Here is a 26,922-nt window from a genome sequence, read left to right as displayed (position 1 = left end):
TTCTAAAGAATATGTGAATGGCAGATATTTTTTTCTGGAAAATGTAATCAATGCCATAAATAATGTAATGAAAGATCTATTTGAAACTATAGCCTAATCCTATACCCATTTTCCAGGCTCCGTTTTGGATGGCCGTCTTGGTATTATAGTACAAAGGCACCTGAAGCGCAATTTTCCGGTAAACTACTGTAAGACCTGCCCCCAGATTCGGGGTGATGGCGTTATTTTTAGTTCCGGGTGACCGGTCTTCTTTGATTCTTAGTGAAGGAAGCATTCCCAGAATGAATTTCGTTCCTTTATGCATGAGGCTCACATTTGGACCTGTACAATTAATAAAAGCACCGTGGTCTACATACCCTGCAGCAACAATCCCGTCAAAGAAAGACACCTTAAGTTTTGAGGCAGTTTCTTGAGCAAAGCAAAAGCTGGATAAAAGAATGATCCCGGCACACATCAGTTTTTTCATGATACATCATTTAATCACTGGCAAAAATAGGCTGATTTATTGTTGTAAAACGGGGGGTGTAATGAAATGGGCTGATTCTGTAATAAAACCGGAAACCTTTGAAAAGTCTACTTTGCGAACATTTCCATTAATGAGCTTTTATACGCTTCTCCAATCTGAAGTTTAAGGAAATTTTCATTGCCTGATGCAATGGTGGTAATGATTTCGTTGGTAGAAAATACTTTGATGGATGATAACGCAACAATCTCTTTTTTGTTCACCTGTGCAAAATCTTTGGGAGGAAGCATTTCCAGGAGGTTTTTTAAGCTGAGGTTTTTTAAAACGATAGCGGTTCCGTCATAGAGAATGATTTCTTTATCTCGGCTGTCGATTTCTGAAGTTTTGATATAAGCGATCTGTTCTGTGAAAATAACGGTTTTACCAATATTGGTATTCCACTCGATGAAGCCTTTTTTCTGTGAAGAGGCCACCAGTTCCTGAGCCTTTTCGAAGGCCTGTATCAGTCGTTCTTTTTTGATGGGTTTTCTGACGTAGTCTACCACATTCAGGTCAAAAGCTTCTGCTGCATATTCTTTATAAGCGGTCGTGAAGATGATCTTTTTAGAGTTGGAAATCAGCTCTGCAACCTGAAGACCATTCATGCCGGGCATTTCAATATCCAGAATACAAACGTTGCAGTCGATAGTACCGATTTCACTTAAAAAAACTTTAGGATCATTAAAAGCTTTTACTACTTCCACATTTTCAATCTGCTCACACAGCAGTTTCAGATAGCTTATCGCCAGTAATTCATCATCAAGAATAACGCATTTTATCATAGAATTCTCCTAAGTTGATTGTTAATTCTGCGGTGAAGATACCATTTTTTGAACTTTTCTGAAGCTGATAGTAATTGTTGTAGATCATTTTTAGCCTTTGGTCCAGAGACTGGCTGCCAAAACCGCTTTTTTCCTTTTCAAGGACGTTTTTTAAAGAAGCTTTATTGCTTACTTTCATCGTGAAAACCCGGTTGTCAAGCTCCAAGTGGATTGAAATGAAAGAGTCCTGGGCCAGAAAATCAGTATGCTTGAACGCATTTTCAATAAGGTCGACGGAAAGCAGCGGGGCAAAGATTTTTTCTTCGTAAACGTCGTCTGATTTATTAATTTTTGATTTAATTCTAAAATCAAAAAGTGGATTTATCTTAATTTTATTGATCTCGATAAGGCTTAAGGCAAAGTTGAGTTCTTCTTTCGGGCTTACAAATTTACTGTTGCTCTCATACAGAATATAATCCAGCACATTCGCCAGTTTATCCAAAGACATATAGGTCTGGTAAGCATGCGACTGTACAGAATTAAGGATATTTTTAAATAAGTGAGGATTCAGTTTGGTGCCGATATGTTCCAGCTGTACCTCATTCAGCCGCTGTTCTATGATCCTGTTTGTTTCAGCCAGTTTCAGATTTCTCTGCCTGAATTTTTTGTTTTGTCCAAAAAGATAGATGCCCACCGTCAGCAAAAAGAAAATAGCAAAAACTCCAATGAATATCAGATAATCATGAATCATATAGTAATTGCCTTCCATACCAATAGATTTATTAACGGGTTAAAAAATGAAAGCGGATTATTTCAGTTTTTTCAGGCTGTTCAGCGTTACGGTTTCCTCACATTTTTCAAAAGTGATTTCGTAGGTGGGATTCTCTTTTGGATATACCAATACATAGTCCGGGCAAGGCTTTTTCTGAGCATTACTTTTATCAAAATCTACTTTTCCGTTGGTGATGATGCTGTCCTTTAAGAATTTTTCATTGATTTTATACGTACTCATTTCGCTTTTGGCATTTTCAGAATACTGGAAATCCTTAGAAAGAGTTTCAGCAATTACACGGCTGTTGGGTAAATAGCCACTGCAGCTCGCTCCTTTTTTGTTAAGGATAAAAAATACAAGAAGGAGCCCTGGTATAAGGCCGATTACGTAGAATTTAAGTTTTTTCATTAGAAAATTAAAAGATTGATATCGTGGTAGGTAAGTCCAAAACGATCGCAGATCACTTTTTTAGTATGTCTTCCTTTGTACATGTATAAGCTCTGCTTCATTTCATTTTTGCGGGTCAGCATATTTTCGAAACCGCCTTCTTCGTCATAATTTAAAATATAGGAAAGGAAGAAGTTAGAAATGGCTTTTGTAGTGGTTCTTGGCATTCTTGAAGTCAGATTCGGGAGTCCGCAGTGAATGACACCGTGTTTGATGATGTAAGGTTCTTCCATGGTCGTAAGCTCGGAAGTTTCGATCACTTTACCGTTGTCTATGGTAATATCGATGATGACACTGCCTTTTTTCATTCTCATCACCATATCTTCGGTCACGATAGGTGTCATATTCAATCTTGGAAGGGCACCGATTACTACGTCTGCACGTCTTAATGCTTTGCCTACTTCTTTCGGGTCGATGATTGAGGTAGGAACGCGGCTGTCAACAATCGTATGAAGTCTTCTTAATTTTGAAAGGGAATTGTCGAAAACACGTACACTTGCTCCAAGTCCGATAGCGGCTTTCGTTGCAAATTCGCCTACAATTCCGGCTCCCAGCACCACTACTTCAGCGGGTCTTACGCCTGTAATACCTCCCAACATTAAGCCGTTTGATAATGCCAATAGTTCAGAAGCATATAAGATAGAGACCGTTCCTGCGATTTCGCCCACCAGTCTTACCAATGCAAGCTGTTTGTACTCATCAACAATAAATTCGAAAGCGATAGCATTGATTTTTTTCTCTGCCAGTTTCAGAAAATACGCCTTTTCTCTAAGATTGATCTGAAGTGCAGAAACCAGATAGGTATTCGGTTTCATATAATCAATTTCGTCTTCTGTAGGCGGATTGATCTTTAGAATAAGGTCCTGCCCGAAAGCTTCTTTAGGATCATTCGTGATTTTTGCTCCAGCTTCAGAATATAATAAATCTGCAAAAAAAGAACCTTCTCCGGCTCCGGATTCAATAATGATCTCGTGGCCGTGCTCTACCAATACCTGTACTGCATCTGGTGTGATGCACGTTCTTCTTTCATGAAGACAGGTTTCTTTAGGAATTCCAATACTGAATTGCTTTCCTTTCTTTACAACCTCCAATTTTTCCTCTTGCGGCATCAATTCTTCTTCAGTAAAAGGAGTAAAAATATTTGTAGTACTCATTCTTTAAATTAAATTATTTCTTACAGACAATTATTCTACAATAGAAATTAATAAGCAAAGATACATAATATTTAGTCGAATGACACCTCTCTGTTTTCACCGGTATTGATGATGCTCATTGTGTGGTATTTAAGGCCATACAGCTCTTCTTCGTATACTTCAGGCCATTCTATAATGCAGAGAAAGGCGTTATCCAGATATTCTTCGATCCCAATATCATAGACTTCTTCAATGTTTTTTAGTCGGTAAAGATCAAAGTGATAGACTTTTCCTTTGGGAGTGTTGTATTCATTGACAATAGAGTAGGTAGGGGAATTCACTTCATCCTCACTTCCCAGTTTGTTTAATAAAAATTGGGTGAAAGTTGTCTTTCCTGCGCCCAGGTTTCCTTTCAGAAGGAGAATGTTATGTTGTAGTTTGGGAAGAATCTGTTCTACGATTCTCTGCCAGTCTTCGATACTTTTTATATTAAATTGCATAAAAGTAATTTGTTGCAAAAATAAGAATAAAAACATTTGAAATATATGCATAAAGTACATCCGATTGTAAGGTTAAAATTCGGAATTTCCTTATTTTTACACCATGATTTCTAAACAGACCATAGATAAGATATTTTCCACAATCAGGGTAGAAGAGATTGTGGGAGAATATGTGCAGTTGAAGAGGGCAGGGTCTAATTACAAGGGATTAAGTCCGTTTCATGACGAAAAATCTCCCAGTTTTGTAGTGTCACCGAGCAAGCAGATCTGGAAAGATTTCTCAACAGGGAAAGGAGGTACAGCCATTTCTTTCCTGATGGAAATCGAAAATTTCACCTATCCTGAAGCCCTTCGCCATGCGGCAAAGAAATACGGAATCGAAATTGAAGAAGATCAGCGTGAATTTTCTGAAGAAGCTAAAAATGCCCAGTCAGAAAGGGATCTTCTGTATAAAATCCATGAAGTAGCCAATGATTATTTCCAGCATTTCCTTTGGGAAGTAGAGGAAGGTAAAAATATAGGATTAGCGTATTTCAAAGAGCGTGAGCTTAAGGATGATATCATCAAAAAATTTCAGCTTGGGTATGCACCGGAAAAGAAAAATGCTTTTACGGAATATGCCTCAGAAAAAGGATATGCTAAGGAAATTCTTGAAAAATCAGGATTATCCATTTTCCCTGAAAATGCACCTGCCGGAATCGACCGCTTTCGGGAAAGGGTTATTTTTCCCATCCATAGTTTTTCGGGAAGGGTATTGGGTTTTGGAGGCAGAATTCTCAGAAATAATGTAAAAACTGCGAAATACCTTAACTCGCCGGAAACGGAGATTTATCATAAATCGAATGTTCTATACGGTCTCAACCAGAGTAAACAGGCTATTTCAAGGAAAAATGTCTGCCTTCTTGTGGAGGGATATATGGATGTGATTTCACTTCATATGTCGGGTATTGAAAATGTAGTAGCGAGTTCCGGAACGTCTCTGACGACTGAGCAGATCAAGCTTATTAAAAGACTTACGGAAAACGTAACCATTCTTTTTGATGGGGATAATGCAGGAATTAAAGCGAGTTTCCGAAGCATTGATATGCTATTGGCAGAGGGAATGAATATCCGGGTTCTGCTTTTCCCGGAAGGGGATGACCCCGATTCTTTTGCAAGAAAACACCCTCAGGAATATGTAGAAAAGTTCATCGAGAATGAAGCGATGGATTTCATTGACTTTAAAGCAGAAATCCTTTTAAAAGATGCCGGAAATGATCCCATCAAAAAGGCTGAAGCTATCCGTAATATTGTAAAATCGGTTGGTTTTGTACAGAATGCTTTAAAGAAAGAGGTTTATTTAAAAGAGGTTTCCAATAAGTTTGGATTGTCTGAGCAGAGTTTATTCAATGAGCTGGATATTCAGAAGCAGATGACCCAAAATCATAACCAGCACGTTCAGCAGCAGAAAGAACAAACTCCGGTAAAGATGGAGATCGTTCCTCTGGATAATGAAAAAGGCGATCCTTTTCTCTATGATGTTTTGTTTATGGAAAGCAAGCTTGTGGATCACATGCTGATGTTTGGCGATATCGTGCTGAAAAGGCAGGATGAGAAAAATGGAGAATACCAGATTACAGTGATAGAAGAAATACTTCATCATTTTGAGGAAGAACAATATATATTTTTATTGAAAGGAAATGAAACCATCATCAACCAGGTGAAAGAAGGTATTCAGAAAGATGAATTGAGAAGTGGAAATTTCTTTATATCTTTTATGGATGAAGAAATCACCTCCAAGGTTGTTGATGCACTACTTCCTGTAGATGAGCTTGAAAACTGGGAATCCAGGAATATTTTTCCACCCAATTATGGGGACAATATCGCCGAACAGATCAAAGGGGATGTATTGCTGCATAAATATAGATATATTGACTATTTAATCCAGGAAACGGCAAGCGAGCTCAGTAATTATAGTATGACCGATGAAACAAAATACTTTGAACTCATCAAAAAAATTACCTTACTGAAGCAGGCTTCAATGAAATTGAGTGAAATTATTGAATATTCACCGATAAAGGGAATTTACGGGGACAGGAAAAGATAAATAAACGGAAAAAATGAGTTGATCGAACCGGTTTCTTATGACAAAAAGTCCTATAAAATTTTAGGAATAAAAATTGTAATTTAAACTTCGAATTTATTTAATTTAAAATAACACACAAGAAATATGGACATTAAAAAAGACTTCAGAGATTTCTCTGTAAAGCATTTAGGAAACAGCGGTTTAGCTACCGATCAGTATATGGGAATGTATGGTCCAACAAATCTTACCCCGTACATCATGGAAGAAAGAAGATTAAACGTTGCTCAGATGGACGTTTTCTCCCGTTTGATGATGGACAGAATTATCTTCCTGGGAACAGGAATTGATGATCAGGTTGCGAACATCATTACGGCGCAGCTATTATTCCTGGAAAGTGCAGATCCATCAAAAGATATTCAGATCTACATCAACTCTCCGGGGGGAAGTGTGTATGCTGGATTGGGAATTTATGACACGATGCAGATCATTAAACCTAATGTAGCAACGATCTGTACAGGTATTGCAGCTTCTATGGGAGCCGTATTACTGGTTGCAGGAGAAAAAGGAAAGCGTTCTGCGCTGAAACATTCAAGAGTAATGATTCACCAGCCTTCAGGAGGTGCACAAGGGGTGGCTTCTGATATGGAAATCAACTTAAGAGAGATGCTGAAGCTGAAAAAAGAATTGTATGATATCATCGCTGAACATTCAGGACAAACTTATGAATGGGTAGAGAAAGCATCAGACAGAGATTACTGGATGACTTCTGAAGAAGCAAAAAGCTTCGGAATGGTAGATGAGGTTTTACAAAGATCTGTTGAAAAGAAATAATTTTCTGCAATGAAAATAAGAAAGCGCACCAGACGGTGCGCTTTTTTTATGGAATATTTTTCAATAAAGATGGTGATGTTTATTGTTTAATCAGCTTCTGAATGATCGTTTGATGATCTGTTTTAATTTCAACAAAATAAATTCCTTTCACTAATGATTGGATATTGATTTTTTTACCCAGAGAATTCAGCACTTTCTGGCCGGAAACTGAGTACATATTGACTTCTTTTATATTTTCGTTACTATCAAGCTGGATAAAATCTGTCGCTGGATTTGGATAGATCTTAAAATTATTTTTATGGACAGATGCAACTCCGAGTGTGCTGTTAGTAGCTTCACTTGGCGTAAATGGCAGTCTTTGTCCGAAACTTAATCCTAACCAATCATTATTGATGAGCTGTATTTGTGACAAATTGGTCTGCCCTCTCCAGCTTGAAAGGTTTTTACCTTTATACAATTTCCATGTTTGCTGTCCCGATGGAGTTCCGTTGAAATTATGTAATGACAATCCGGCAATCTGATTACCGCTTACCGTATAATTGAAATACGGAGCCTGGGTTTTGATCATTTCTAAGGCTTGGGCCGCATTCAGACTTCCGTTGTATTGAATCCCGAAAACAAAAGAATCGGCATTTCCGTTGGAACTATTGGTTCCAAAATCAATAACGACTAAGCTTTTATGGGTGCCTGTCCCGATCCAGTTGACAATCTGACTGGAACTGTACCACGCAGAATGGTAAGCCGCAACAGGAGTTGATGGATATGTATAGTCAGGCTCGAATCCATAAGATATTCCGTACCATTTTCCATTAACAAGCGGGTCATTGTTTACCCCATTATTAAGCACCATATTTTCTGAATCCGGGCCAGACCAAGTAGACCAATAATCATCCAGACTCGGAATATGGTGGTTATAAGTAAGGCTGTACAAAAAACCGGACGGAATGTTAGCCTCAATACCAGGTTCTGCCGCTGCAATGCCATTGATGAGGTCTTCCATCGTTAGATTAGCTTCATCAAAACGATATCCCCATGCGTAAGAAGCCGGAGTATTATTATCATTAAAATCAGCGATGAAATACGCTTTTTTGGAGCCGGTGCCTACCCAGAATTTAATATCACTTTCTGTGAATTGGGCGGATAAAAACTGCATACAGAGCAGTAAGAAAAAAAGATAGTTTTTCTTCATGATATAATTAAATTAAAGTTTTATTCCCGAAACTTGATCTTTGGATATCGTCACTACAAAAGAGATTTTTTGTAAATGTTATATCAAAATTAAACAGCATCTAAGGCAGGTCTCCTGGCTTGCATCTTATAGTACACCTTCCCGGATGAGGATCCAGTGGCATTTCATACTACAAGTGAAATAGCTTACAGTTGCGGGTACAGCTCAGGATTATTATTTTACCTGATTCCCTATTATTGAACCGATGTTCAACCTTAAACGAGCGCAAAGATATTATTTAATTATTTGAAGAATATTTTGTTAATAATGGGCATTAACCTTCAAAAATAGCTTGTAATTGAGCTTTTCCGAATGAATATTTTTTTATTCACTAAGCAAATGAAAAGATTAATGGATTTATAGAATTGACCAGTTTGATTTTTCTGTTGATCATGTATTCATATTACATATTGATTCTTAAAATACAATTATCATTGCATTCAAGATCTGTTTATATGCAATGTCTACTTTCGCTGCCATAAAAGTAACTATGAAAAAAATACTATTTTCTGTACTTATACTTGCTGCTGTGTCAGCTTGTAAAGACGATGATACGATGATCAGTCAGGATATCAATTATGCTAAGCTTCCTCAGGAATTTCCTTTTTCAAAACTGGCAACTATTGGAGGGGTTGATGTCAACAACGGCGGCTTTGGTTCCGGTGCGGCAGCCCATCCTACCAGAAAAGGAGAATTTTATGTGATTACAGACCGTGGTCCGAATACGGATTATCTAAACGGGAAAAAATTCCTCACTCCAAATTTTACGCCTACCATTATGCATTTTAAAATCAATGCAGACGGAAATATTGAGGTCATTAAATATATCAAACTTAAAAATCCTTCAGGACAGCTGATCACAGGGCTTCCGAATCCAGTCGGAATGGGAAGTACAGGTGAAGTTGCCTATGACGCTTCCGGAAATGTACTGGGAACCGATAATTATGGATTAGACAGTGAAAGTATTGTCGCTGCTGTAGACGGGACATTTTGGGTATCCGATGAATATGGACCGCATATCGTTCATTACAGTGCAGATGGAGTGGAGCTGGAAAGAATCAGCCCGATAGGGGTTAATACAGGACCCAGAAAACTGCCTGCCGTATTAGCAAAAAGAAAAGCCAACCGCGGGATGGAAGGACTTTGCATCACACCGGACGGAAAAACATTGGTAGGAACAATGCAATCGACGATGTATGTTCCGACAAAGGCATTGGCAACGAATACTACTTTGACCAGAATTGTAACTTTTGATATTGCAACCGGCCAGACTAAACAATATTTATACAAACAGGATGGCGGTGCGTCCGATTCTGTCTGCGATATTACAGCATTAAGCAGCACTGAATTTCTGGTGATTGAAAGAGACGGAAATTTTGGTTCGCAGGGAGGACTTAAAAAAGTATACAGAATTAATATAAGCGGAGCTTCTGATGTGAATGGAACTGATCTTGCCGCTGTGGATGGAATGAAAATTAATGGAAAAGCTTTGGAACAGTCTACGTGGGCAGAGATTACTACGGCAGGATTAAAACCTGTTACCAAGACGTTAGCGGTAGATCTGGTAGCAAAACTGGGCTACGAGCATGATAAGTTTGAAGGAATTGTTTATTTGGGAAATAATAAACTGGCAGTTTTCAATGATGATGATTTTGGAGTAGTCGATGACGGAAGTGGAAATCCAAAGGCGAAAATTCTTCCTAAAACAGGGAAAGTAGATAAGGGAACGATGTATGTAGTCGATATTCAATAATTAGATTTTTAAACGAAAAGGGCGGAATTTTTAATTCCGCCCTTTTTATGTTTTTGTTGGTTTTTATTATGAATTAAAACCCTCAATAATTTTAGAGAAATCTTCTAATTTCAAGGCTGCACCACCAATTAAACCACCATCAATATCCGGTTGAGAGAATATTTCTTTAGCGTTGTCTGGTTTTACAGAACCTCCATATAAGATCGAAACCTCATCCGCAACCTCCTGACCGTATTTTGCAGCAATGATGCTTCTGATGTGAGCGTGGATTTCCTGAGCCTGTTCCGGACTTGCCGTTTCTCCTGTTCCAATAGCCCAAACCGGTTCGTAAGCAATAACCACTTTTTTGATTTCTTCAGCAGAAAGCGTGAAAAGGGCAACTTCAGTCTGGTTTTTTACCACTTCGAAATGCTGACCTGCTTTTCTTTGCTCTAACGTTTCACCGTTACAATACACAGGGATTAATCCTTTGTCTAGTGCTAATTTTATTTTTCTGTTGCAGTGAGAATCTGTTTCTCCATGGTACTGTCTTCTTTCTGAATGGCCGATTAAAGAACCGGTTGCTTCAATAGATTCCAGCATGTCTGCAGACAATTCTCCGGTATAAGCACCACTTTCATGCTCGCTCATATCCTGGGAGAATACACCGATCTCATCTTTTTCGAAGATGTCTTTAGCCATCATCAAATAGATAGACGGCGGAGCAATCCATACTTCACACTGGGTAGCGTTGTTATTTTTATAGCTTAGTAATTGGATCATTAATTGCTGAGCATCAATTACATTTTTGTTCATTTTCCAGTTTCCTGCAACTATTTTTCTTCTCATAATTTTATCTGAATTTTTATTATTTTAATTCTTATCTCTCGCAGATTTTTTTGATTAAGCAGATTTTTTATAAATGGTTTACCACTCTTTTTATACTATCCAGTATATTAGATGTGTTGAAGTTAACCAGCAAGCCTAACTTTTTATCAGCTAATTTTAAATAGGTATAAAGCTGTTTATAGTGAACGCTATCTAACTCTTTTATAGATTTCAATTCTAAAATTACTTTATCCTCTACTAGAATATCAATTTTGAAATTAATGTCAAATTTTTTGTTGTTATAATAAACAGGAAGTACTACTTCGGACTTGACATTTAAACCATTTTCTTCTAATTCATATAATAAGATCTTTTGATATACAGATTCTAATAAGCCGGGACCTAATTGGTTGTAAACATTAAAAATACATTTACGAACAATATATGAAATTTCATTTTCCGTCATATTAAATCTGCGAAATTTGCTTAATCTGCGAGCTATTATTTACTTATTCCTTCTAATTTAAACATAAACGCATACACCAAAGCAAGATCCTTCAGGTAGTCGAATCTTCCTGAAGCACCGCCATGTCCATACGCCATGTCTGTTTTTAATAATAATACATTGTGATCGGTTTTCATATCCCTCAGTTTTGCCACCCATTTTGCAGGTTCAAAATACTGTACCTGAGAATCATGAAGTCCAGTTGTTACCAGCATGTTAGGATAGTTTTTCTTTTCTACATTTTCATACGGGGAGTATGATTTCATATAGAAATAGGCTTCCTTGTTGCTTGGATTTCCCCATTCGTCATATTCGTTGGTGGTTAATGGGATTGTTTCATCCATCATCGTATTCACAACATCTACAAAAGGAACCTGCGAAATAACGCCATTCCATAGAGTAGGTTTCATATTGACGATAGCACCCATCAATAAACCTCCTGCGCTTCCTCCCTGTGCATACAGGTGTTTTGGAGACGTGTATTTTTCTTTTACTAAATATTCTCCGGCATCAATAAAATCGGTAAATGTATTTTTCTTTTTCATCATTTTACCATCTTCATACCACTGTCTTCCCATTTCCTGACCGCCACGGATGTGGGCAATTGCAAAGGCAAAACCTCTGTCCAGAAGACTTAGCCTTGTACTGCTGAATGACGCATCCATAGAATTTCCATAAGAACCATACGCGTACAACAGCAATGGATTGTTCCCATCCTTCTTATATCCTTTTTTATACACAATAGAAATCGGGATTTTTGTTCCGTCTTTTGCAGTAGCGAAAAGTCTTTCCGTGGTATAATTATCTTTATTGTAGCCGCCTAAAACTTCCTGTTGTTTCAGTAATGTTCTTTTTCCAGTTTTCAGATCCTGCTCAAACTGAGAGCTTGGCGTGATCATGGAAGTATATCCGAAACGGAAATTATCAGTATTGTATTCAGGATTTCCTGATGCAGATACCGTATAAGTGGGTTCATCAAACTTCAGAAATTCTTTTTTACCTGTTTTTCTGTCAAAGATCACCAACTGTGAAAGGCCGTTTTGTCTTTCGCTGAAAACAAGATAATTTTTAAACTCGCTGATCCCTTCCATTAAGACTTCTTTTCTGTGCGGAATGAAATCTTTCCAGTTTTCAACTCCGGTTTTATCAAGAGGAGTTTCTACTACTTTAAAGTTAAGGGCATCCTTATTGGTGGTCACCAGGAATTTATCTTCCAAAGGCGTTACATCATACAACACATCCTTCATTCTCGGCTGGAATACTTTGAATGTTCCGTTAGGATCGTCTGCATTCAGATATCTTGTCTCCGAAGAAGTGGTAGCACCGGAATAAATCATAATGAATTTTTCATTCTTTGATTTTCCAACTCCGATATAATTGGTTTTGTCTTTTTCTTCATACACCAAAACGTCCTTAGAGGCATCCGTTCCCAGGGAATGTCTGAAAATTTTCTCTGTTAAAAGCGTTTCCGCATTTTTCCCTGTATAGAAGATCGTTTTATTGTCATTCGCCCAAGTAGCAGAGCCTGTGGTGTTTTTAATACCCAGATCGGTTGTTTTCCCGGTCGTAAGATCCTTTAAAAATAACTTATACTGCCTTCTGGAAACATCATCCACTCCGTACACAAGCTTTGTGTTGTCCGGACTGATGCTGAATCCTGCAGCCGAATAGTAGGCATGGCCTTCTGCAAGCTGATCTACATCCAGTAAAATCTCCTCCGGAGCATTCAGGTTTCCTTTCTTTCTGCAATATTTGAAATACTGTTTTCCGGTTTCAGTACGGGTATAGTAATAATATCCTTTTTTGAAGCTGGGAACAGATTCATCTTTTTCTTTGATTCTGGCTTTCATTTCCTGGTAAATCTTTTCTCTGAAAGGTTCTGTATCTTTCATCATGCCTTCCCAGTAGGTATTTTCTGCCGTCAGGTAATTCACAACTTTCGTTGAGTCTTTCCCTTTTTTAAAATAATCAATCATCCAATAATACGGATCATTGACTTTATCGCCGTGTATTTCACGGATATGTTCCTGCTTGTCGGCAACAGGCGCTTTCAGGGCAGGAAATTGTTGTGATTGAATTGTTGAAGCACTCATTATTAGTAATCCTAAATAAAATCTTTTCATGGTTATATTTTGTTTTTGGTGTGGTGGAGAATTAATTACTCCAGATTCCAGATGTTTTTCAGGTGTTTGTAGTACGTATGTTCCTCGTCAGTTACTTTATTATCCGCTTTAATAAGCGTCTTGGCAAACTGTGCGAATTTCTTACGTTCCTGCTCGGTAGAATCATCATGAAAACAATTGGCGTGGAATTCAAAATGGGCATTCCATTCTTCCGGCTTAAGCAGGGCAATGGTTTCAAGTTCGTCATCCAGATTCATCTTGAAAGGAAACTCATCTGCCAGGTATTGCTGAACAAGCATTCCTTCTTCAGGAGCAAATTCTCCGTCTACAGAAGAAAGAATCATTAACAAGTGGTAACCGGCGATGGATTTATTTGATTTTTGCATTATATGATTAAATTTGATAGTTGATAGTTGATAGTTGATAGTTGATAGTTGATAGTTGATAGTTGAATAGTGGATGGTGCGGTCGGTTTTAAATTCACAATTCACCATTGACCATTCACTTTTATTATTTAATGTAATCTTTTGCAGGCTGTTTGTCTACAATTTTCCCGTTTTCCAGGATCAATACAAATGGATTGCTTCTTGCAACCGTTTTGATGGCTGTACCGTCCATCATTGCATTCTTGATCGTTTTGAAGGTATTCTGATCGGTAGAAACACCATAGATAAGAGCACCTTTCTGAGCATTTACTTTAGCTTCAATCTCTTTAAGCATCTCTGCAGAAACTTCTTTTGGATGATAAGAGAACACCAAAATAGATTTAGGGGCTTTGATAATTTCGTCAGTCAATTCAAGTCCTGTAGGATCTTCAATTTTAAATTTAACGATCTCAGATTTATAGCCTTCTTTTACTAAAACAGATTCGTTTTTCCCCTCTTCAATTTTCCAGGGAGAACCTTCTGCCCAGTATTTGGTTTCTTTGATATAATCATCCTGATTAACTTTTAACACTTGTCCGGTTTTTTGATTCTTTAAAGAGTAAAAAGTTTTGTATTCAGAAGGGTTTTTATTAATTTTTTCCTTTTCGGCTTTAATATCCGTTCCTATTTTGTAATCACGGAAATCGATAATCGGCTCATGCATAATTCCCTGTGCCATAATATAGATCATTACTACAGCGAACAGTCCCAAAACAGCATATTTAAACTTGGCTGAAGTATCTTTTGGAGTGCTGTTACTGTATTCATCTTTTTTCTTAAACTCTTTTCTATACAGAACGAACAGAAGTAAAAGCCCGGCTAACAGTACGATATCTTTAATAAAGCTCTGCCATGGCGTAAACTTAATAGCATCCCCGAAACATCCACAATCTGTCACTACATTATAATACGCCGAATAGAACGTAAGGAATCCAAAGAAGATACAAAGGGCAACTAATGCTGATAGAGTAAATTTCAGTTTTAATTTCAGTAAAAGCATAAACCCAAGGAAAAGTTCCAATACTACTACAATGACTGAAAACAGCAGTGCAAATTTCTCCAGAAAAGGCATATTAAAAACAACAGGCGAGAAGTATTCTTCCATTTTAAAGGAAAAACCTACCAGATCCACTGCTTTTACAAATCCCGATAAAATAAAGATAACAGCAACAATAAAACGTAATAAACCTTTGATCATATTAAATAGTTTTGGGTTCGAAATTGTTTTCCTTTTCTGAGAATTTAATCAGGCAGAAAACGGCATAATTCAGCATATCGAAATAATTAGCATCCAATCCTTCGGAAACGATCGTTTTGCCCTGGTTGTCTTCAATTTGCTTGGTTCTTAAGACTTTCTGATAAATAAGATCTGTAATGGAAGAAATTCTCATATCTCTCCACGCTTCACCGTAATCGTGGTTTTTTCTTTCCATTAAAGCCATGGCTTCACTGGAATATTTATCATAGAGTTGTAAAATCTCTTCATTATTTTCGTTGAAATCGTTAGAAAGACCTTTTTCAAGCTGAATAAGTCCGATGATAGAGTAGTTCACAATCGCGATAAACTCACCTTCTTCGCTTTCATCCACCATTTTCACATCGGTCATCTGTAACGTACGGATTCTGTTGACTTTAATGTAAATCTGATCGGTGATGGAACTCGGTCTCAATACTCTCCAGGCGGCACCGTAATCCTGCATTTTTTTGCTGAAAAGAGCACGGCACTCTCCAATAACTTTTTCGAACTGTAATGAAGTTTTTAGCATAAATTCTCTTAATCTTCCAAATATACGAATTAGGTTTCAGGTAGCAGAAGTTAGAAAGGAGATTTTTGAGCTTGAAAGGTGTAGCGATAAGGTTTGAATGTAGGAGAACTTGAAGAAGAGAGTGGCTGGAAATAATAGTTTTTAATCGTTAAACATTTCACATTGATCCTCTCATGATGAATACATTATTTTAATACGTCAAGATTTGACGCTATGCCGATCTATTTTTGCTCTACAATCTCTTACAAAGAATTGATAATAACAACCAAAAAACAAAATTATGATTTACACTGAAGATTTTTTCTCTCCGGGAAGCAGCTATCCAACAGATGATGTAGTAGTATTAGTAGACAGTTTTTCAAACGAAAATGTTAATTTTAAAAAGACATCAGTTTGGGAGAATGGATCACCAATAACGGATGCTAATTTGGATCAGATTATTTACAGGAAAAAAGGAGCTTTTTTCTACCAGAGAGTAATGGAAAACTCTAAAGTATTGAATGCGAGGGTTTTTAATCCTTTCTGCAACGGTATTGACGATGATAGCCCTGCGATCTCTAAAATGATGACCATATCATCTATGGGATATACCATTGATGGCAATGGTCTGACTTATCATTTACTTAGCAAAATTACTCAGGAAGTTGATTATTTTAATTTTATCAACTTTAATTTTCGGCTAAACGATAATTATGAGTCAGATTGTGGATGGAAACTTAATGTCAAAAAAAATATAGTATTTGAAAATATTTTTCTTGATGGGGGAAGAGGTACTTACAAAAATCAAAACGGAAATATTGAAAAATGGATCCAATGGGCAGGAGATGCTTCTGTACCATCAATCATACCAAGTTTAGATGATGTCTTTTTATTCATACAAGGTGATAGAGAATCAAATGCCAGTATAAAAAATTTACGAGCTGTCAATATTCACGCTATGTCAGCCGTTACTTTTAATTCTCATGGAAATGTTACTATTGAGGATAGTCATTTTGAAAATATTTCAATGAAACCCTTTCATGTGTATCACTCGTTTGATAATGGTGAAAATCAGTCTGGTAAAACGTCTGTTAAAAATATAACAACAAAAGATTGTGGTTATTTAGCAGATGAAATTTTGGAAAAATTGAATTCAGATTTACAGTTCGTTCTAAGAAACAGAGCTGATTCTGAGGGAATGATACAATGGGGATATGGAGCTATCGTATCTTTTGGTGAGTTTTATGTAGAAAATATTCAAGTGGTAAATTATGGCGCTTCTGCTGTTTGTTCTGACAGAAATACTAAATTCTTTGGTAACAACATCTATATATCTAATGATTCTGAGAAATTTGAATCTAACAATCCCAGTGGAGCCATGTGGTTTGAAGCTACCGGTGATGCCTATATCAGCAACCTGGATATCGATATCAGTGAAAGAGGAAGTAGAGACCTTGCTTTTGACAGCTCAGCTCTTGAAACTTTTAATACCGAATTGTATATTGATAATCTGAAGATTAAAACAAATAAAAATACAATATTGTTGAAAAAAGGGATAAGAGCAAGTTATAGTAATGATCGTACAGTGACTGTAAATAATCTTTATATGGATGGTGCTTTTCTGGATCAGGCTGTATTTCATGGTATTATGGAATTCGCTAAAAATGAATATCCCTTAAAAAGTAAACTGGTCCTTAATGGAGGAATCATTGAAAAAGGTAATCTGTTATTTTGGGGAACGGGTGAGGTTAATCTGTCAAAAATTGATGCCCCAACTTCTAAAATCGAATGTCAATTTCCGATTTCCACTCAATTTAATAAGATTTCAATTAAAGAATCTTCTTTTTATTCTTTTAACACCATCGTCGATTATAAACAACTGATTTTAGAAAATTCTACGATTATGTCGGATTTTTTCTATAGCAGTAATATTTCAGATATTGCTATCAAAAACTCAAATATTAATGGAGTATTAAGCCTTCCTAATACTACAGTAGGGTCTAAAGTTCATATTTCGGGAGGAGATATTGGAAGAACTCATATAAATGCGTACAATATATTCGTAGATAATGTAAAATCGCGTCAAGGTATTTATATCGATAATGCCCAGTTTTTTACAATTAACAACTGTATTTTACAAACTTCAGATTCTGAACCCATTATTATGGTTTCAAATAATAGTGATAGACTGATTTCGGGAATTATAAACCAAAATATGCTGTCTATTAAAACCAATACTCCTGCAGCAGGCTACATTCTTTTAATGCCTGAAGCAGTAGGAAAAGTAAGTACATATAACAACTCTGAGACTTATTTTGATTAGATATTTTCATACATTGATAGCTGGTATTTAGTCAAAAAAATATAAGCTTCTCATTGCCGGTATCTTTTCAATCTTTTTATAGTGTTGAATGAGTACCGGCTATATGTATACAAATTAAGATATATTTTTATTCTATTATTTTTTGTAAAATATTCAGTGAAAATTACACATTAACTCCCTAATTTTGCAGTATACCAAACCACCTATCATCCTTAATACAAAGTTGTATGCTTTCAACTCCTTTAATTCACAAACCTTTTCACTCCATCAACTGTAACGGAAGATTGGTTGATTTAAGTGCTCCAAAGATCATGGGAATCCTGAATCTTACTCCGGATTCTTTTTCAGATGGTGGCACATTTAATAATGAAAAATCCGCATTAGAACACACCGAAAAAATGCTGAAAGACGGCGCCGAAATCATTGACATCGGTCCGCAATCTACCCGTCCCAATGCTGAATTTTTAACGAGTGGAGAAGAAATAAGGAGAATCGGAAGCTTACTTTCTCAAATTAAAAAAGAATTCCCTGAGGCATTACTTTCACTGGATACTTTTTATGCTGAAACCGTACAATTTGGTTTCAATGAAGGAATAGATATGATCAATGATATTTCAGGAGGGCAATATGATCCCGCGATGTTTGATACAGCAGCGGAAACCGGACTTCCCTACATTCTGATGCATGTTAATCCGTCATACAAAACGATGCATGATAAAACTACCTTTGAAGATATTACATTGGAAGTGAACCGTTATTTTTCTGAGAAAACGGTATTGTTGCTGGAGAAAGGTGTGAAAGATATTATTCTTGATCCGGGATTTGGTTTTGGAAAAACGATGGAAGATCAGATGAAAATGATCCATGAAGTAGAATACTTGGGATTTGGTAGATTTCCTTTGCTGATAGGGATTTCCAGGAAATCATTCATCTATAGACCTCTCGGTAAATCTCCTTTGGATATCAATGAAGAAACCCAAAAACTTCATAGAACAGTATTGGAACAGGGTGCAAAAATTTTGAGGGTTCACGATGTTGCCGAAGCAAAGAAAACGATGATGGAATTTTCTTGAGAAAAAACATTAGGTAAGGATATACAATTTTACACCAGACTGTACAGTGCTGCTTATTTCTCCTGTCATTCAGAATGTAACGAAGTGAAATGAAGAATCTAATCTATAAACGAGATTTCTCCTTCGTCGGAATGACAATACATGTAAAATTGTATATAATAAACAGAAATTAAAAGAGTGCTGGAAAATATGACTCATGATATTGTAAATTCTCTTTCTGGATAGGGTTTTCCGGAAATTTCATAATCTGTAAATTTCCAATGTTTTTTTGCTTGGAAAAAATTAAAAATCAAAAAAAAGGTAAAAAATATTGCTTAGTATTGAAAAATTAATACCTTTACACCATGAATTTTACGAATCAGAAAAATATTATTGTCATTTCTATTATTAATACTATTGTCATTCAATAGTAAAGAGCGGTAGTATAACAATAAAATTATTTTACATTATATAAAGCCGTTTCATATTGAAGCGGCTTTTTTTATTTCAGAAACTATGTACTTATTAGCAATCATTATTATCGTCATTATTATTCCCTTACGACTGTGAGACGGAAAGATATTGCATGTATATATTCTAAGCCCTCTCACATTGTGAGAGGGCTTTTTTATTTCAATGAATTTTAAACTGTATAAAAAATGTATTACGACAACGAAACCCTTATTTATTTTAAAGGAAATTTTGTAAAAGCAAAAGATGCCGGAATGGATCTTTACGGACAGTCACTTCATTATGGCTACTCTGTTTTTGAAGGCATAAAATCTTACAGCACTGATCGCAGGACCAGAATCTTTAAAGCAAAAGAACATTATGAAAGGCTGAAAAGATCGGCAGAGCTGATGTATATCCCTTTTGATTATTCAGTGAGTGAATTGACAGACCTTACCTATGAGCTTTTGGAGCGTAACGGATTCACCGATGCCTATATCCGCCCATTGGTTACCTGTTCTCCCAATATGTCCCTTTCAAAAGGAAAAGAATCCTACCTGTCGCTGCTCGCCTGGGAATGGAGCAACGGATATCTGGCAGATAAAATGAAGATCATGACTTCTGGTTTTCAACGCCCCAATCCTAATGCTTTTAAAGTCGAAGCCAAAGTAGGCGGACATTACGTCAATTCTATTCTCGCCTGCCAGGATGCCAAAGACAAAGGCTATGATGAAGCCCTTTTACTCGATGAATACGGCAACGTCGCAGAAAGCTCAGGAGCTAATATATTCTATGAAAAAGACGGAACATTATTTACTCCCGCAAAAGGAAGCATCCTGCCGGGAATTACCAGACAGACCGTTTTTGAAATATGCAGCGAACTTAATATTCCCGTTAAAGAAATCTTTTTTAAACCTGAAGAAATGAGAGGGGCTGATGCCGCTTTTTTCTGTGGTACAGCAGCTGAAATTGTAGGGCTGGATTCTTTGGATGATGTTCCCTTCACCAAAAACTGGAAAGACACTGCAAGTGAAAAGGTACAGCAGGCTTATCTGAAACTGGTAAGGAGTTCTGTCGTTGTAAATATTTAATACTTAAATATTTGATTGTCAAATAAATAAATCGGTTTTTTAAACAGTTGGATATTGTAATTTTTATAAAAGTGAAAATAAAAAGAGCATTACAAGCTGTAGTTTTGGCTCGAAATTAAATAAAAAGCCTCATTGATAAATTCCAACAATTGAAATTTTTAATCCCACACTGAAAATGATAAGAACAGCAAATACAGGATACTATGTTAAATAAATATTCAAAAACATTCACACAAAACACTGAACAGCCGGCCGCAAAAGCCATGCTTTATGGGATAGGATTTACAGATGAAGACATGCAGAAAGCCCAGGTCGGAATTGCCAGTATGGGCTACGATGGGAATACCTGTAATATGCACCTTAATGATTTGGCCCAGATCGTAAAAAAAGGAACTTGGGAACAAGGCCTGGCCGGATTGGTTTTTAATACCATCGGGGTAAGCGACGGGATGAGCAACGGAACAGACGGGATGCGTTATTCATTGGTAAGCCGTGATGTTATAGCGGACAGTATTGAGGCCATCTGTGGAGCGCAATATTATGACGGCATCATCGCTTTGCCTGGATGTGACAAAAATATGCCTGGAACCATTATGGCGATGGGACGACTGAACAGACCTTCTATTATGGTTTATGGCGGAACAATTGCTCCAGGATGTTATAAGGGAAACCAGCTCAATATCGTTTCAGCTTTTGAAGCATTAGGACAAAAAATAGCAGGCGAAATTTCTGAAGAAGATTTCAACGGCGTGATCAAAAATTCTTGTCCCGGAGCAGGTGCCTGCGGGGGAATGTACACTGCCAATACCATGGCTTCAGCGATAGAAGCATTAGGAATGAGCCTGCCTTACTCATCTTCAAACCCTGCTACAAGTCTGGAAAAACAAAATGAATGTCTGGAAGCCGGCGGTTATTTGAAAAAATTACTGGAAAAAGACATCAAACCTTCTGATATCATGACCCGTAAAGCCTTTGAAAATGCACTCCGTATGATCATTGTGCTGGGCGGAAGCACCAATGCCGTACTGCATTTTATTGCCATGGCAAAAAGTGTTGATGTGGTGGTAACGCAGGACGATTTCCAAAAAATGAGTGATATAACGCCCGTGCTTGCCGATTTAAAACCTAGTGGAAAATACCTGATGCAGGATCTTCATGAACACGGAGGAATCCCCGCGGTCATGAAATACCTTCTCAATGAAGGTCTGCTTCATGGCGATTGCCTTACGGTTACCGGTAAAACATTGGCTGAAAATTTAGAAAACGTACCAGAGCTGGATTTTTCAAAACAAAAAATAATAAGAACTGTTTCAAATCCTGTAAAAGCAACGGGGCATATCAGAATATTATACGGAAACCTTGCAGAGAAAGGCAGCGTTGCTAAAATAACGGGGAAAGAAGGAGAGAAATTTCTGGGTAAAGCAAGAGTATTTGATGGAGAGAAAAATCTGGTTGAAGGCATACGGAACGGAAAAGTACAACATGGCGATGTCATCGTTATCCGTAACGAAGGGCCAAAAGGCGCGCCCGGAATGCCGGAAATGCTGAAACCCACCAGTGCTTTGATCGGAGCAGGTTTTGGAAACTCTGTAGCATTGATTACGGATGGCAGATTCAGCGGTGGAACCCATGGTTTTGTGGTAGGACACATTACTCCTGAAGCGCAGGAAGGCGGGCTAATCGCTTTTGTAGAAGATGATGACCTCATTGAAATCGATGCAGTAAGCAATACCATACAACTGAATGTCTCTGATGCAGAAATTGAAATCAGGAAACAGGGCTGGGTAAAACCTCCATTAAAAGTTACGAAAGGATTACTGTACAAATATGCATTAACCGTTTCTTCAGCAGCAGAAGGCTGTGTAACAGATGAAATATAAAATCAAGTACAATGAACAGTCAAAATTTCACCTCAGATAAAAGCAGTTTGATAGGAACGGAACTTAGCGGAAGCCAGGTTATTCTTGAAGCATTTTTACAGGAAGGGGTAAAAACAATATTCGGGTATCCCGGAGGAGCCATTATCCCGATCTATGATGCGCTTTATGATTATAAAGAAACGTTGGAGCATGTTCTGGTACGCCACGAGCAGGGTGCTGTACATGCAGCTCAGGGTTTTGCCAGAGCATCCGGAAAAGTAGGAGTGGTACTGGCAACCAGCGGTCCGGGAGCAACCAATCTTGTTACAGGGCTGGCCGATGCATTACTGGACAGTACACCACTGGTGTGTATTACAGGGCAGGTGTATGCTCATTTATTAGGAACCGATGCCTTTCAGGAAATCGATGTCATGAATATTACCACCCCTGTTACCAAATGGAATTATCAGGTAGCTGATGCGGATGATCTTTCTGAAGTGATTTCCAAAGCTTTTTATATTGCCAGATCCGGAAGACCTGGACCCGTGGTAATCGATATTACGAAAAATGCCCAGCTTCAGAAAGTTTTATATCAGGGATATACTCCTTGTAAATTTCTCAGAAGCTATCAGCCGGACCCGGAAATCAGGAATGAATTCATTGAACAGGCTGCAGAATTAATCAACAATGCAGAGCGTCCTTTTGTCATCGTAGGTCAGGGAGTAATTCTTGGAAAGGCAGAAAAAGAATTTTTGGAGTGTATTGAAAAATCAGGAATCCCGACCGCCTGGACGATTATGGGAATGAGTGCTATTCCTACCGATCATCCGCAGGCTGTAGGAATGGTAGGAATGCACGGCAATTACGGTCCCAATCTCCTGACGAATGAATGCGATGTTCTGATTGCGGTAGGAATGCGTTTTGACGACCGGGTAACCGGAAAACTCGATGAATATGCAGTGCAGGCAAAAATTATCCATCTTGATATTGATAAAGCGGAAATCAATAAGAATGTAAAAGTAACAGTTCCCATTATCGGAAACTGTAAAGAAACACTGCCTTTACTTACTGCTTTGCTTGAACCTAAACAGCATAATGCCTGGCATCAGAAGTTCAGGGACTGCCGGGAAATAGAACAGGTTAATTTAATCAATCATGAGCTGAATCCTTCTGAAGGAGAAATCACCATGGGTGAAGTGATCAAAAATCTGAACGAACTCACTCAGGGAAATGCTGTGATTGTGACGGATGTAGGCCAGCACCAGATGGTTGCCTGCCGGTATGCTCAGTTTAACCATTCAAAAAGCAATATTACCAGTGGCGGACTCGGAACCATGGGATTTTGTCTGCCTGCCGCAATAGGCGCTTCTTATGCGGAAACAGGACGGGAGATCATTGCCATTATGGGAGATGGAGGTGCTCAGATGAATATACAGGAATTGGGTACCGTGATGCAGTATCATCCCAATATAAAAATCATCATCCTTAATAACTGTTTTCTGGGCATGGTAAGGCAGTGGCAGGAATTATTCCATAATGAAAGATACTCATTCGTAGATATCCAGAGTCCCGATTTTGTCCAGTTGGCTAAAGCTTATGGAATATCGGGTGAAAAAGTGGTGCTCAGAGACAACTTAAAAGAATCATTACAGCAAATGCTGAATACGGAAGGAGCCTACCTTTTGGAGATCATGGTAGAGAAAGAATACAACGTTTTCCCTATGGTACCGCAGGGAAGAAGTGTTTCTGAAATAGTATTAACCAACAATAAAATGTAGAAATCATGAATACGGATCAAAAAGAATATATGATCACCGCCTATATAGAAAGTCATCTGGGGTCGGCGAACCGGATCAATACCCTGTTTTCCAGAAGGAGGATCAATATCATAAGCCTTAGTGTAGGACCGTCAGAAGCTTCGGGGATAAAAAAAATGGTAATTGTCATTAAAGAAACTGAAGAAGCGGTAGAAAAACTGACCCGTCAGATTGAAAAACAGATCGATGTGCTGGAAGTACATCATCATCAGAATGTTTTTTTAAGAGCGACGCAACATATCAATATAAACTAAAAAATTAATCATTAAATAGTAAAAAAATGGCAAAATTGAATTTCGGAGGAGTAGAAGAAACGGTAGTAACAAGACAGGAATTTCCCCTGGAAAAAGCTCAGGAAGTATTAAAAAATGAAGTGGTAGCAGTAATCGGATACGGAATACAGGGTCCCGGGCAGGCACTTAACCAAAAAGAAAGCGGAATCAATGTGATTGTGGGACAGCGTAAAAACTCTGCATCATGGGATAAGGCAGTGGCTGATGGATTTACTCCGGGAGAAACATTATTTGAAATAGAAGAAGCCCTTAAAAGAGGAACCATTATCTGCTACCTGTTGAGTGATGCCGCCCAGATAGAATACTGGCCTACCGTAAAACAGCATTTAACACCGGGGAAAGCATTGTACTTTTCTCATGGCTTCGGAATTACGTTTAATGAACGCACAGGAATTGTACCTCCGGCTGATGTAGATGTATTTTTGGTTGCGCCAAAAGGTTCAGGAACCTCGTTAAGAAGAATGTTTTTACAGGATAGAGGATTGAACAGCAGTTTTGCCGTATACCAGGATGCTACAGGAAAAGCAAGAGACCGTGTCATCGCATTGGGAATTGCTATTGGAAGCGGTTACCTGTTTGAAACTGATTTTAAAAATGAAGTATACAGTGATCTTACAGGAGAAAGAGGAACCTTAATGGGTGCTGTACAGGGAATATTTGCTGCACAATATGATGTATTAAGAAAAAAAGGACACAGCCCGTCAGAAGCCTTTAATGAAACGGTAGAAGAATTAACGCAGTCGCTGATGCCATTGGTTGCCGAAAACGGAATGGACTGGATGTATGCTAATTGCAGTACTACCGCACAAAGAGGAGCACTAGACTGGTGGAAAAGATTTAGAGATGCAACCTCGCCTTTATTTGAAGAATTATATGAAAGTGTAGCAGCCGGAAAAGAAGCTCAGCTATCCATTGACAGCAACAGCAAGCCGGATTACAGAGAAAAACTGGATGCAGAATTGAAAGAACTTAGAGAAAGTGAAATGTGGCAGGCCGGGAAAACGGTACGCAGCTTAAGACCTGAAAATAATTAATGCAAGATGGAAAATGAAACGTGCCCGTCCACCTTAGATCCAATATACAAAGCTGCTGAGCGACTTCAAAATGTAAGTGTCAGAACACCGTTATCGGTCAATAATAATCTGTCGGGTATTTACGATGCCCACATCAGTTTTAAAAGAGAAGACCTGCAACGGGTAAGATCTTACAAGATAAGAGGTGCCTATAATAAAATGGCCACCTTATCTAAAGAAAGCCTTGCCAAAGGAGTCGTCTGCGCCAGTGCAGGAAACCATGCCCAGGGAGTGGCCTTTGCATGCAGTACCATGAAGACAAAAGGAATAATTTTCATGCCGCTGCCAACCCCAAGTCAGAAACTTGGACAGGTAAAAATGTTTGGCGGAGATTATGTAGAAATTGTACTCTATGGAGATACTTTTGATGAAGCGAAAGAAGCCGCACTCCAATATTGTGAGCATCATGATGGCGTATTTATTCATCCGTTTGATGATCCGGCCATTATAGAAGGACAGGCAACCGTAGCCCTGGAAATACTGGAACAGGCAGATCAACCTATTGATTACCTTTTTCTACCCATTGGAGGCGGAGGTCTTGCAGCTGGAGTTTGCAGTGTTTTTCAAAAGCTTTCTCCTAATACAAAAATCATAGGGGCAGAACCATCCGGAGCTGCCAGCATGAAGATGGCAATAGAAAGAGGACAACCTGTTCACCTGGAAAAAATAAACCGCTTTGTAGACGGAGCTGCCGTACAGAAAGTAGGGGAGATCACCTTCAATATCTGTAAAGATGTATTGCATGATGTAGTAACTGTAGATGAAGGAATGATCTGTGAAACCATACTTTCTCTGTATAATAAAGATGCTATTGTAGTAGAACCTGCGGGAGCACTTTCTGTTTCCGCTCTGGAAAAATATAAGGACGAAATAAAAGGAAAAAACGTAGTCTGCATCATCAGCGGAAGTAATAATGATATTACCAGAATGGAAGAGATCAAAGAAAAGGCGCTCTTATACGCAGGCTTAAAACATTATTTTCTGGTAAGATTTCCACAGCGTCCCGGTGCCCTGAAATCCTTTGTGATTGATGTTCTGGGACCTAATGATGACATCACCAGTTTTGAGTATACCAAGAAAAACTCTAAAGAAAAAGGAATTGCTGTCGTAGGAATCGCCTTGAAAGACCAAAAAGACTTTCAGCCCTTATTAAGTAATATGAAAAAATATGATTTTTTTGTCCATTATCTTAATGAAGATTCCTCACTGATGAATATTCTTATTTAACCTGATTTTGGGATAAGGCTTTCTTTTTTAATAATGTAAGGAAGTTTGTAGGCTGCAATTTGAAAGCTGAAAGCAGAACTGAAGTATAGTTTTATTAACTTTTGTATCATAATACACTACCCTAATGCAAAGTCTCCAGA

24 protein-coding genes and 1 riboswitch are annotated in these 26,922 nt (G+C 37.9%); of the genes, 11 read left to right on the top strand and 13 right to left on the bottom strand.

The genetic code is table 11. The features are described from left to right. Window positions 1-76 precede the first annotated feature (76 nt). From SB679_RS15695 to tsaE, 6 genes are all read right to left on the bottom strand, one after another. Window positions 77-466, bottom strand: coding sequence for a hypothetical protein (locus SB679_RS15695; RefSeq protein ID WP_410703223.1), 390 nt, complete (start codon window positions 464-466; stop codon window positions 77-79). Between the two features lie 107 nt (window positions 467-573). Beyond that, a complete protein-coding gene (locus tag SB679_RS15690; protein WP_410703222.1) occupies window positions 574-1,284 on the bottom strand; it encodes a LytR/AlgR family response regulator transcription factor in 711 nt (236 codons plus the stop codon). Continuing rightward, the gene (locus tag SB679_RS15685; RefSeq protein WP_084681397.1) at window positions 1,262-2,032 is read right to left on the bottom strand and encodes a sensor histidine kinase; all 771 of its coding nucleotides are present in this window, start codon (window positions 2,030-2,032) and stop codon (window positions 1,262-1,264) included. The genes SB679_RS15690 and SB679_RS15685 overlap by 23 nt, the downstream gene beginning before the upstream one ends. A 39-nt stretch (window positions 2,033-2,071) precedes the next feature. Next, window positions 2,072-2,443 (bottom strand): hypothetical protein, encoded by a 372-nt coding sequence (locus tag SB679_RS15680; RefSeq protein WP_410703221.1) that lies wholly within the window; start codon window positions 2,441-2,443, stop codon window positions 2,072-2,074. Next, complete coding sequence (locus SB679_RS15675; RefSeq protein ID WP_410703220.1) at window positions 2,443-3,636, bottom strand: alanine dehydrogenase; 1,194 nt, start codon at window positions 3,634-3,636, stop codon at window positions 2,443-2,445. Before SB679_RS15675 ends, SB679_RS15680 begins: the two co-directional genes overlap by 1 nt. 71 nt (window positions 3,637-3,707) lie before the next feature. Continuing rightward, on the bottom strand, window positions 3,708-4,115 hold the full coding sequence (gene tsaE, locus SB679_RS15670; protein ID WP_410703219.1) for a tRNA (adenosine(37)-N6)-threonylcarbamoyltransferase complex ATPase subunit type 1 TsaE: 408 nt from the start codon (window positions 4,113-4,115) through the stop codon (window positions 3,708-3,710). A gap of 103 nt (window positions 4,116-4,218) precedes the next feature. On the opposite strand from tsaE, the gene dnaG reads away from it, so the two are divergent. Next, a complete protein-coding gene (gene dnaG / locus SB679_RS15665) occupies window positions 4,219-6,201 on the top strand; it encodes a DNA primase (RefSeq protein ID WP_410703218.1) in 1,983 nt (660 codons plus the stop codon). A 123-nt stretch (window positions 6,202-6,324) separates the two neighbouring features. Beyond that, complete coding sequence (gene clpP / locus SB679_RS15660; RefSeq protein WP_034710843.1) at window positions 6,325-7,011, top strand: ATP-dependent Clp endopeptidase proteolytic subunit ClpP; 687 nt, start codon at window positions 6,325-6,327, stop codon at window positions 7,009-7,011. Window positions 7,012-7,090: 79 nt separating this feature from the next. On the opposite strand, the gene SB679_RS15655 is transcribed toward clpP, so the two are convergent. Then, a complete protein-coding gene (locus SB679_RS15655) occupies window positions 7,091-8,200 on the bottom strand; it encodes a T9SS type A sorting domain-containing protein (RefSeq protein ID WP_410703217.1) in 1,110 nt (369 codons plus the stop codon). A gap of 86 nt (window positions 8,201-8,286) precedes the next feature. Further along, a riboswitch (cobalamin riboswitch) is annotated at window positions 8,287-8,472 on the bottom strand. Between the two features lie 257 nt (window positions 8,473-8,729). Here SB679_RS15655 and SB679_RS15650 point away from each other — a divergent pair. Further along, window positions 8,730-9,992, top strand: coding sequence for an esterase-like activity of phytase family protein (locus SB679_RS15650; protein WP_410703216.1), 1,263 nt, complete (start codon window positions 8,730-8,732; stop codon window positions 9,990-9,992). 66 nt (window positions 9,993-10,058) lie between these two features. On the opposite strand, the gene tpiA is transcribed toward SB679_RS15650, so the two are convergent. From tpiA to SB679_RS15620, 6 genes are all read right to left on the bottom strand, one after another. Continuing rightward, window positions 10,059-10,820, bottom strand: coding sequence for a triose-phosphate isomerase (tpiA, locus tag SB679_RS15645; protein WP_410703215.1), 762 nt, complete (start codon window positions 10,818-10,820; stop codon window positions 10,059-10,061). 67 nt (window positions 10,821-10,887) lie between these two features. Beyond that, window positions 10,888-11,265: a GxxExxY protein gene (locus SB679_RS15640; protein WP_410703214.1), complete on the bottom strand. Its 378-nt coding sequence runs from the start codon at window positions 11,263-11,265 to the stop codon at window positions 10,888-10,890. Window positions 11,266-11,300: 35 nt separating this feature from the next. Continuing rightward, on the bottom strand, window positions 11,301-13,427 hold the full coding sequence (locus SB679_RS15635; RefSeq protein ID WP_410703213.1) for a S9 family peptidase: 2,127 nt from the start codon (window positions 13,425-13,427) through the stop codon (window positions 11,301-11,303). Between the two features lie 35 nt (window positions 13,428-13,462). Beyond that, window positions 13,463-13,813, bottom strand: coding sequence for a hypothetical protein (locus SB679_RS15630; protein WP_034710850.1), 351 nt, complete (start codon window positions 13,811-13,813; stop codon window positions 13,463-13,465). Between the two features lie 124 nt (window positions 13,814-13,937). Further along, the gene (locus SB679_RS15625; RefSeq protein ID WP_410703212.1) at window positions 13,938-15,050 is read right to left on the bottom strand and encodes a BT_3928 family protein; all 1,113 of its coding nucleotides are present in this window, start codon (window positions 15,048-15,050) and stop codon (window positions 13,938-13,940) included. Window position 15,051: 1 nt separating this feature from the next. Beyond that, on the bottom strand, window positions 15,052-15,618 hold the full coding sequence (locus SB679_RS15620) for a DUF1599 domain-containing protein (RefSeq protein ID WP_410703211.1): 567 nt from the start codon (window positions 15,616-15,618) through the stop codon (window positions 15,052-15,054). Between the two features lie 280 nt (window positions 15,619-15,898). Between SB679_RS15620 and SB679_RS15615 the strand changes: the two genes are divergently transcribed. From SB679_RS15615 to ilvA, 8 genes are all read left to right on the top strand, one after another. Next, a complete protein-coding gene (locus SB679_RS15615) occupies window positions 15,899-17,920 on the top strand; it encodes a hypothetical protein (RefSeq protein WP_410703210.1) in 2,022 nt (673 codons plus the stop codon). A gap of 311 nt (window positions 17,921-18,231) precedes the next feature. Then, on the top strand, window positions 18,232-18,993 hold the full coding sequence (gene folP, locus SB679_RS15610) for a dihydropteroate synthase (RefSeq protein WP_410703364.1): 762 nt from the start codon (window positions 18,232-18,234) through the stop codon (window positions 18,991-18,993). A gap of 638 nt (window positions 18,994-19,631) precedes the next feature. Beyond that, the gene (ilvE, locus tag SB679_RS15605; protein WP_410703209.1) at window positions 19,632-20,513 is read left to right on the top strand and encodes a branched-chain-amino-acid transaminase; all 882 of its coding nucleotides are present in this window, start codon (window positions 19,632-19,634) and stop codon (window positions 20,511-20,513) included. 203 nt (window positions 20,514-20,716) lie between these two features. Then, window positions 20,717-22,393, top strand: a complete 1,677-nt coding sequence (gene ilvD / locus SB679_RS15600; protein ID WP_410703208.1) for a dihydroxy-acid dehydratase — start codon at window positions 20,717-20,719, stop codon at window positions 22,391-22,393. An 11-nt stretch (window positions 22,394-22,404) separates the two neighbouring features. Beyond that, window positions 22,405-24,150 carry a biosynthetic-type acetolactate synthase large subunit gene (ilvB, locus tag SB679_RS15595; protein ID WP_410703207.1) on the top strand — a complete coding sequence of 582 codons (1,746 nt, stop codon included), beginning with the start codon at window positions 22,405-22,407 and terminating at the stop codon, window positions 24,148-24,150. A gap of 5 nt (window positions 24,151-24,155) precedes the next feature. Next, window positions 24,156-24,443: an acetolactate synthase small subunit gene (ilvN, locus tag SB679_RS15590; protein ID WP_410703206.1), complete on the top strand. Its 288-nt coding sequence runs from the start codon at window positions 24,156-24,158 to the stop codon at window positions 24,441-24,443. Between the two features lie 26 nt (window positions 24,444-24,469). After that, the gene (gene ilvC / locus SB679_RS15585; protein WP_034710928.1) at window positions 24,470-25,516 is read left to right on the top strand and encodes a ketol-acid reductoisomerase; all 1,047 of its coding nucleotides are present in this window, start codon (window positions 24,470-24,472) and stop codon (window positions 25,514-25,516) included. Between the two features lie 6 nt (window positions 25,517-25,522). Continuing rightward, window positions 25,523-26,782, top strand: coding sequence for a threonine ammonia-lyase IlvA (ilvA, locus tag SB679_RS15580; RefSeq protein WP_410703205.1), 1,260 nt, complete (start codon window positions 25,523-25,525; stop codon window positions 26,780-26,782). Window positions 26,783-26,922: the final 140 nt, after the last annotated feature.

Source organism: Chryseobacterium sp. SIMBA_029, assembly GCF_046535275.1.
Taxonomy (GTDB): Bacteria; Bacteroidota; Bacteroidia; order Flavobacteriales; family Weeksellaceae; genus Chryseobacterium.
The sequence above is the reverse complement of the archived record's forward strand: the minus strand, read 5'-3'. Positions and strand labels throughout refer to the sequence as shown.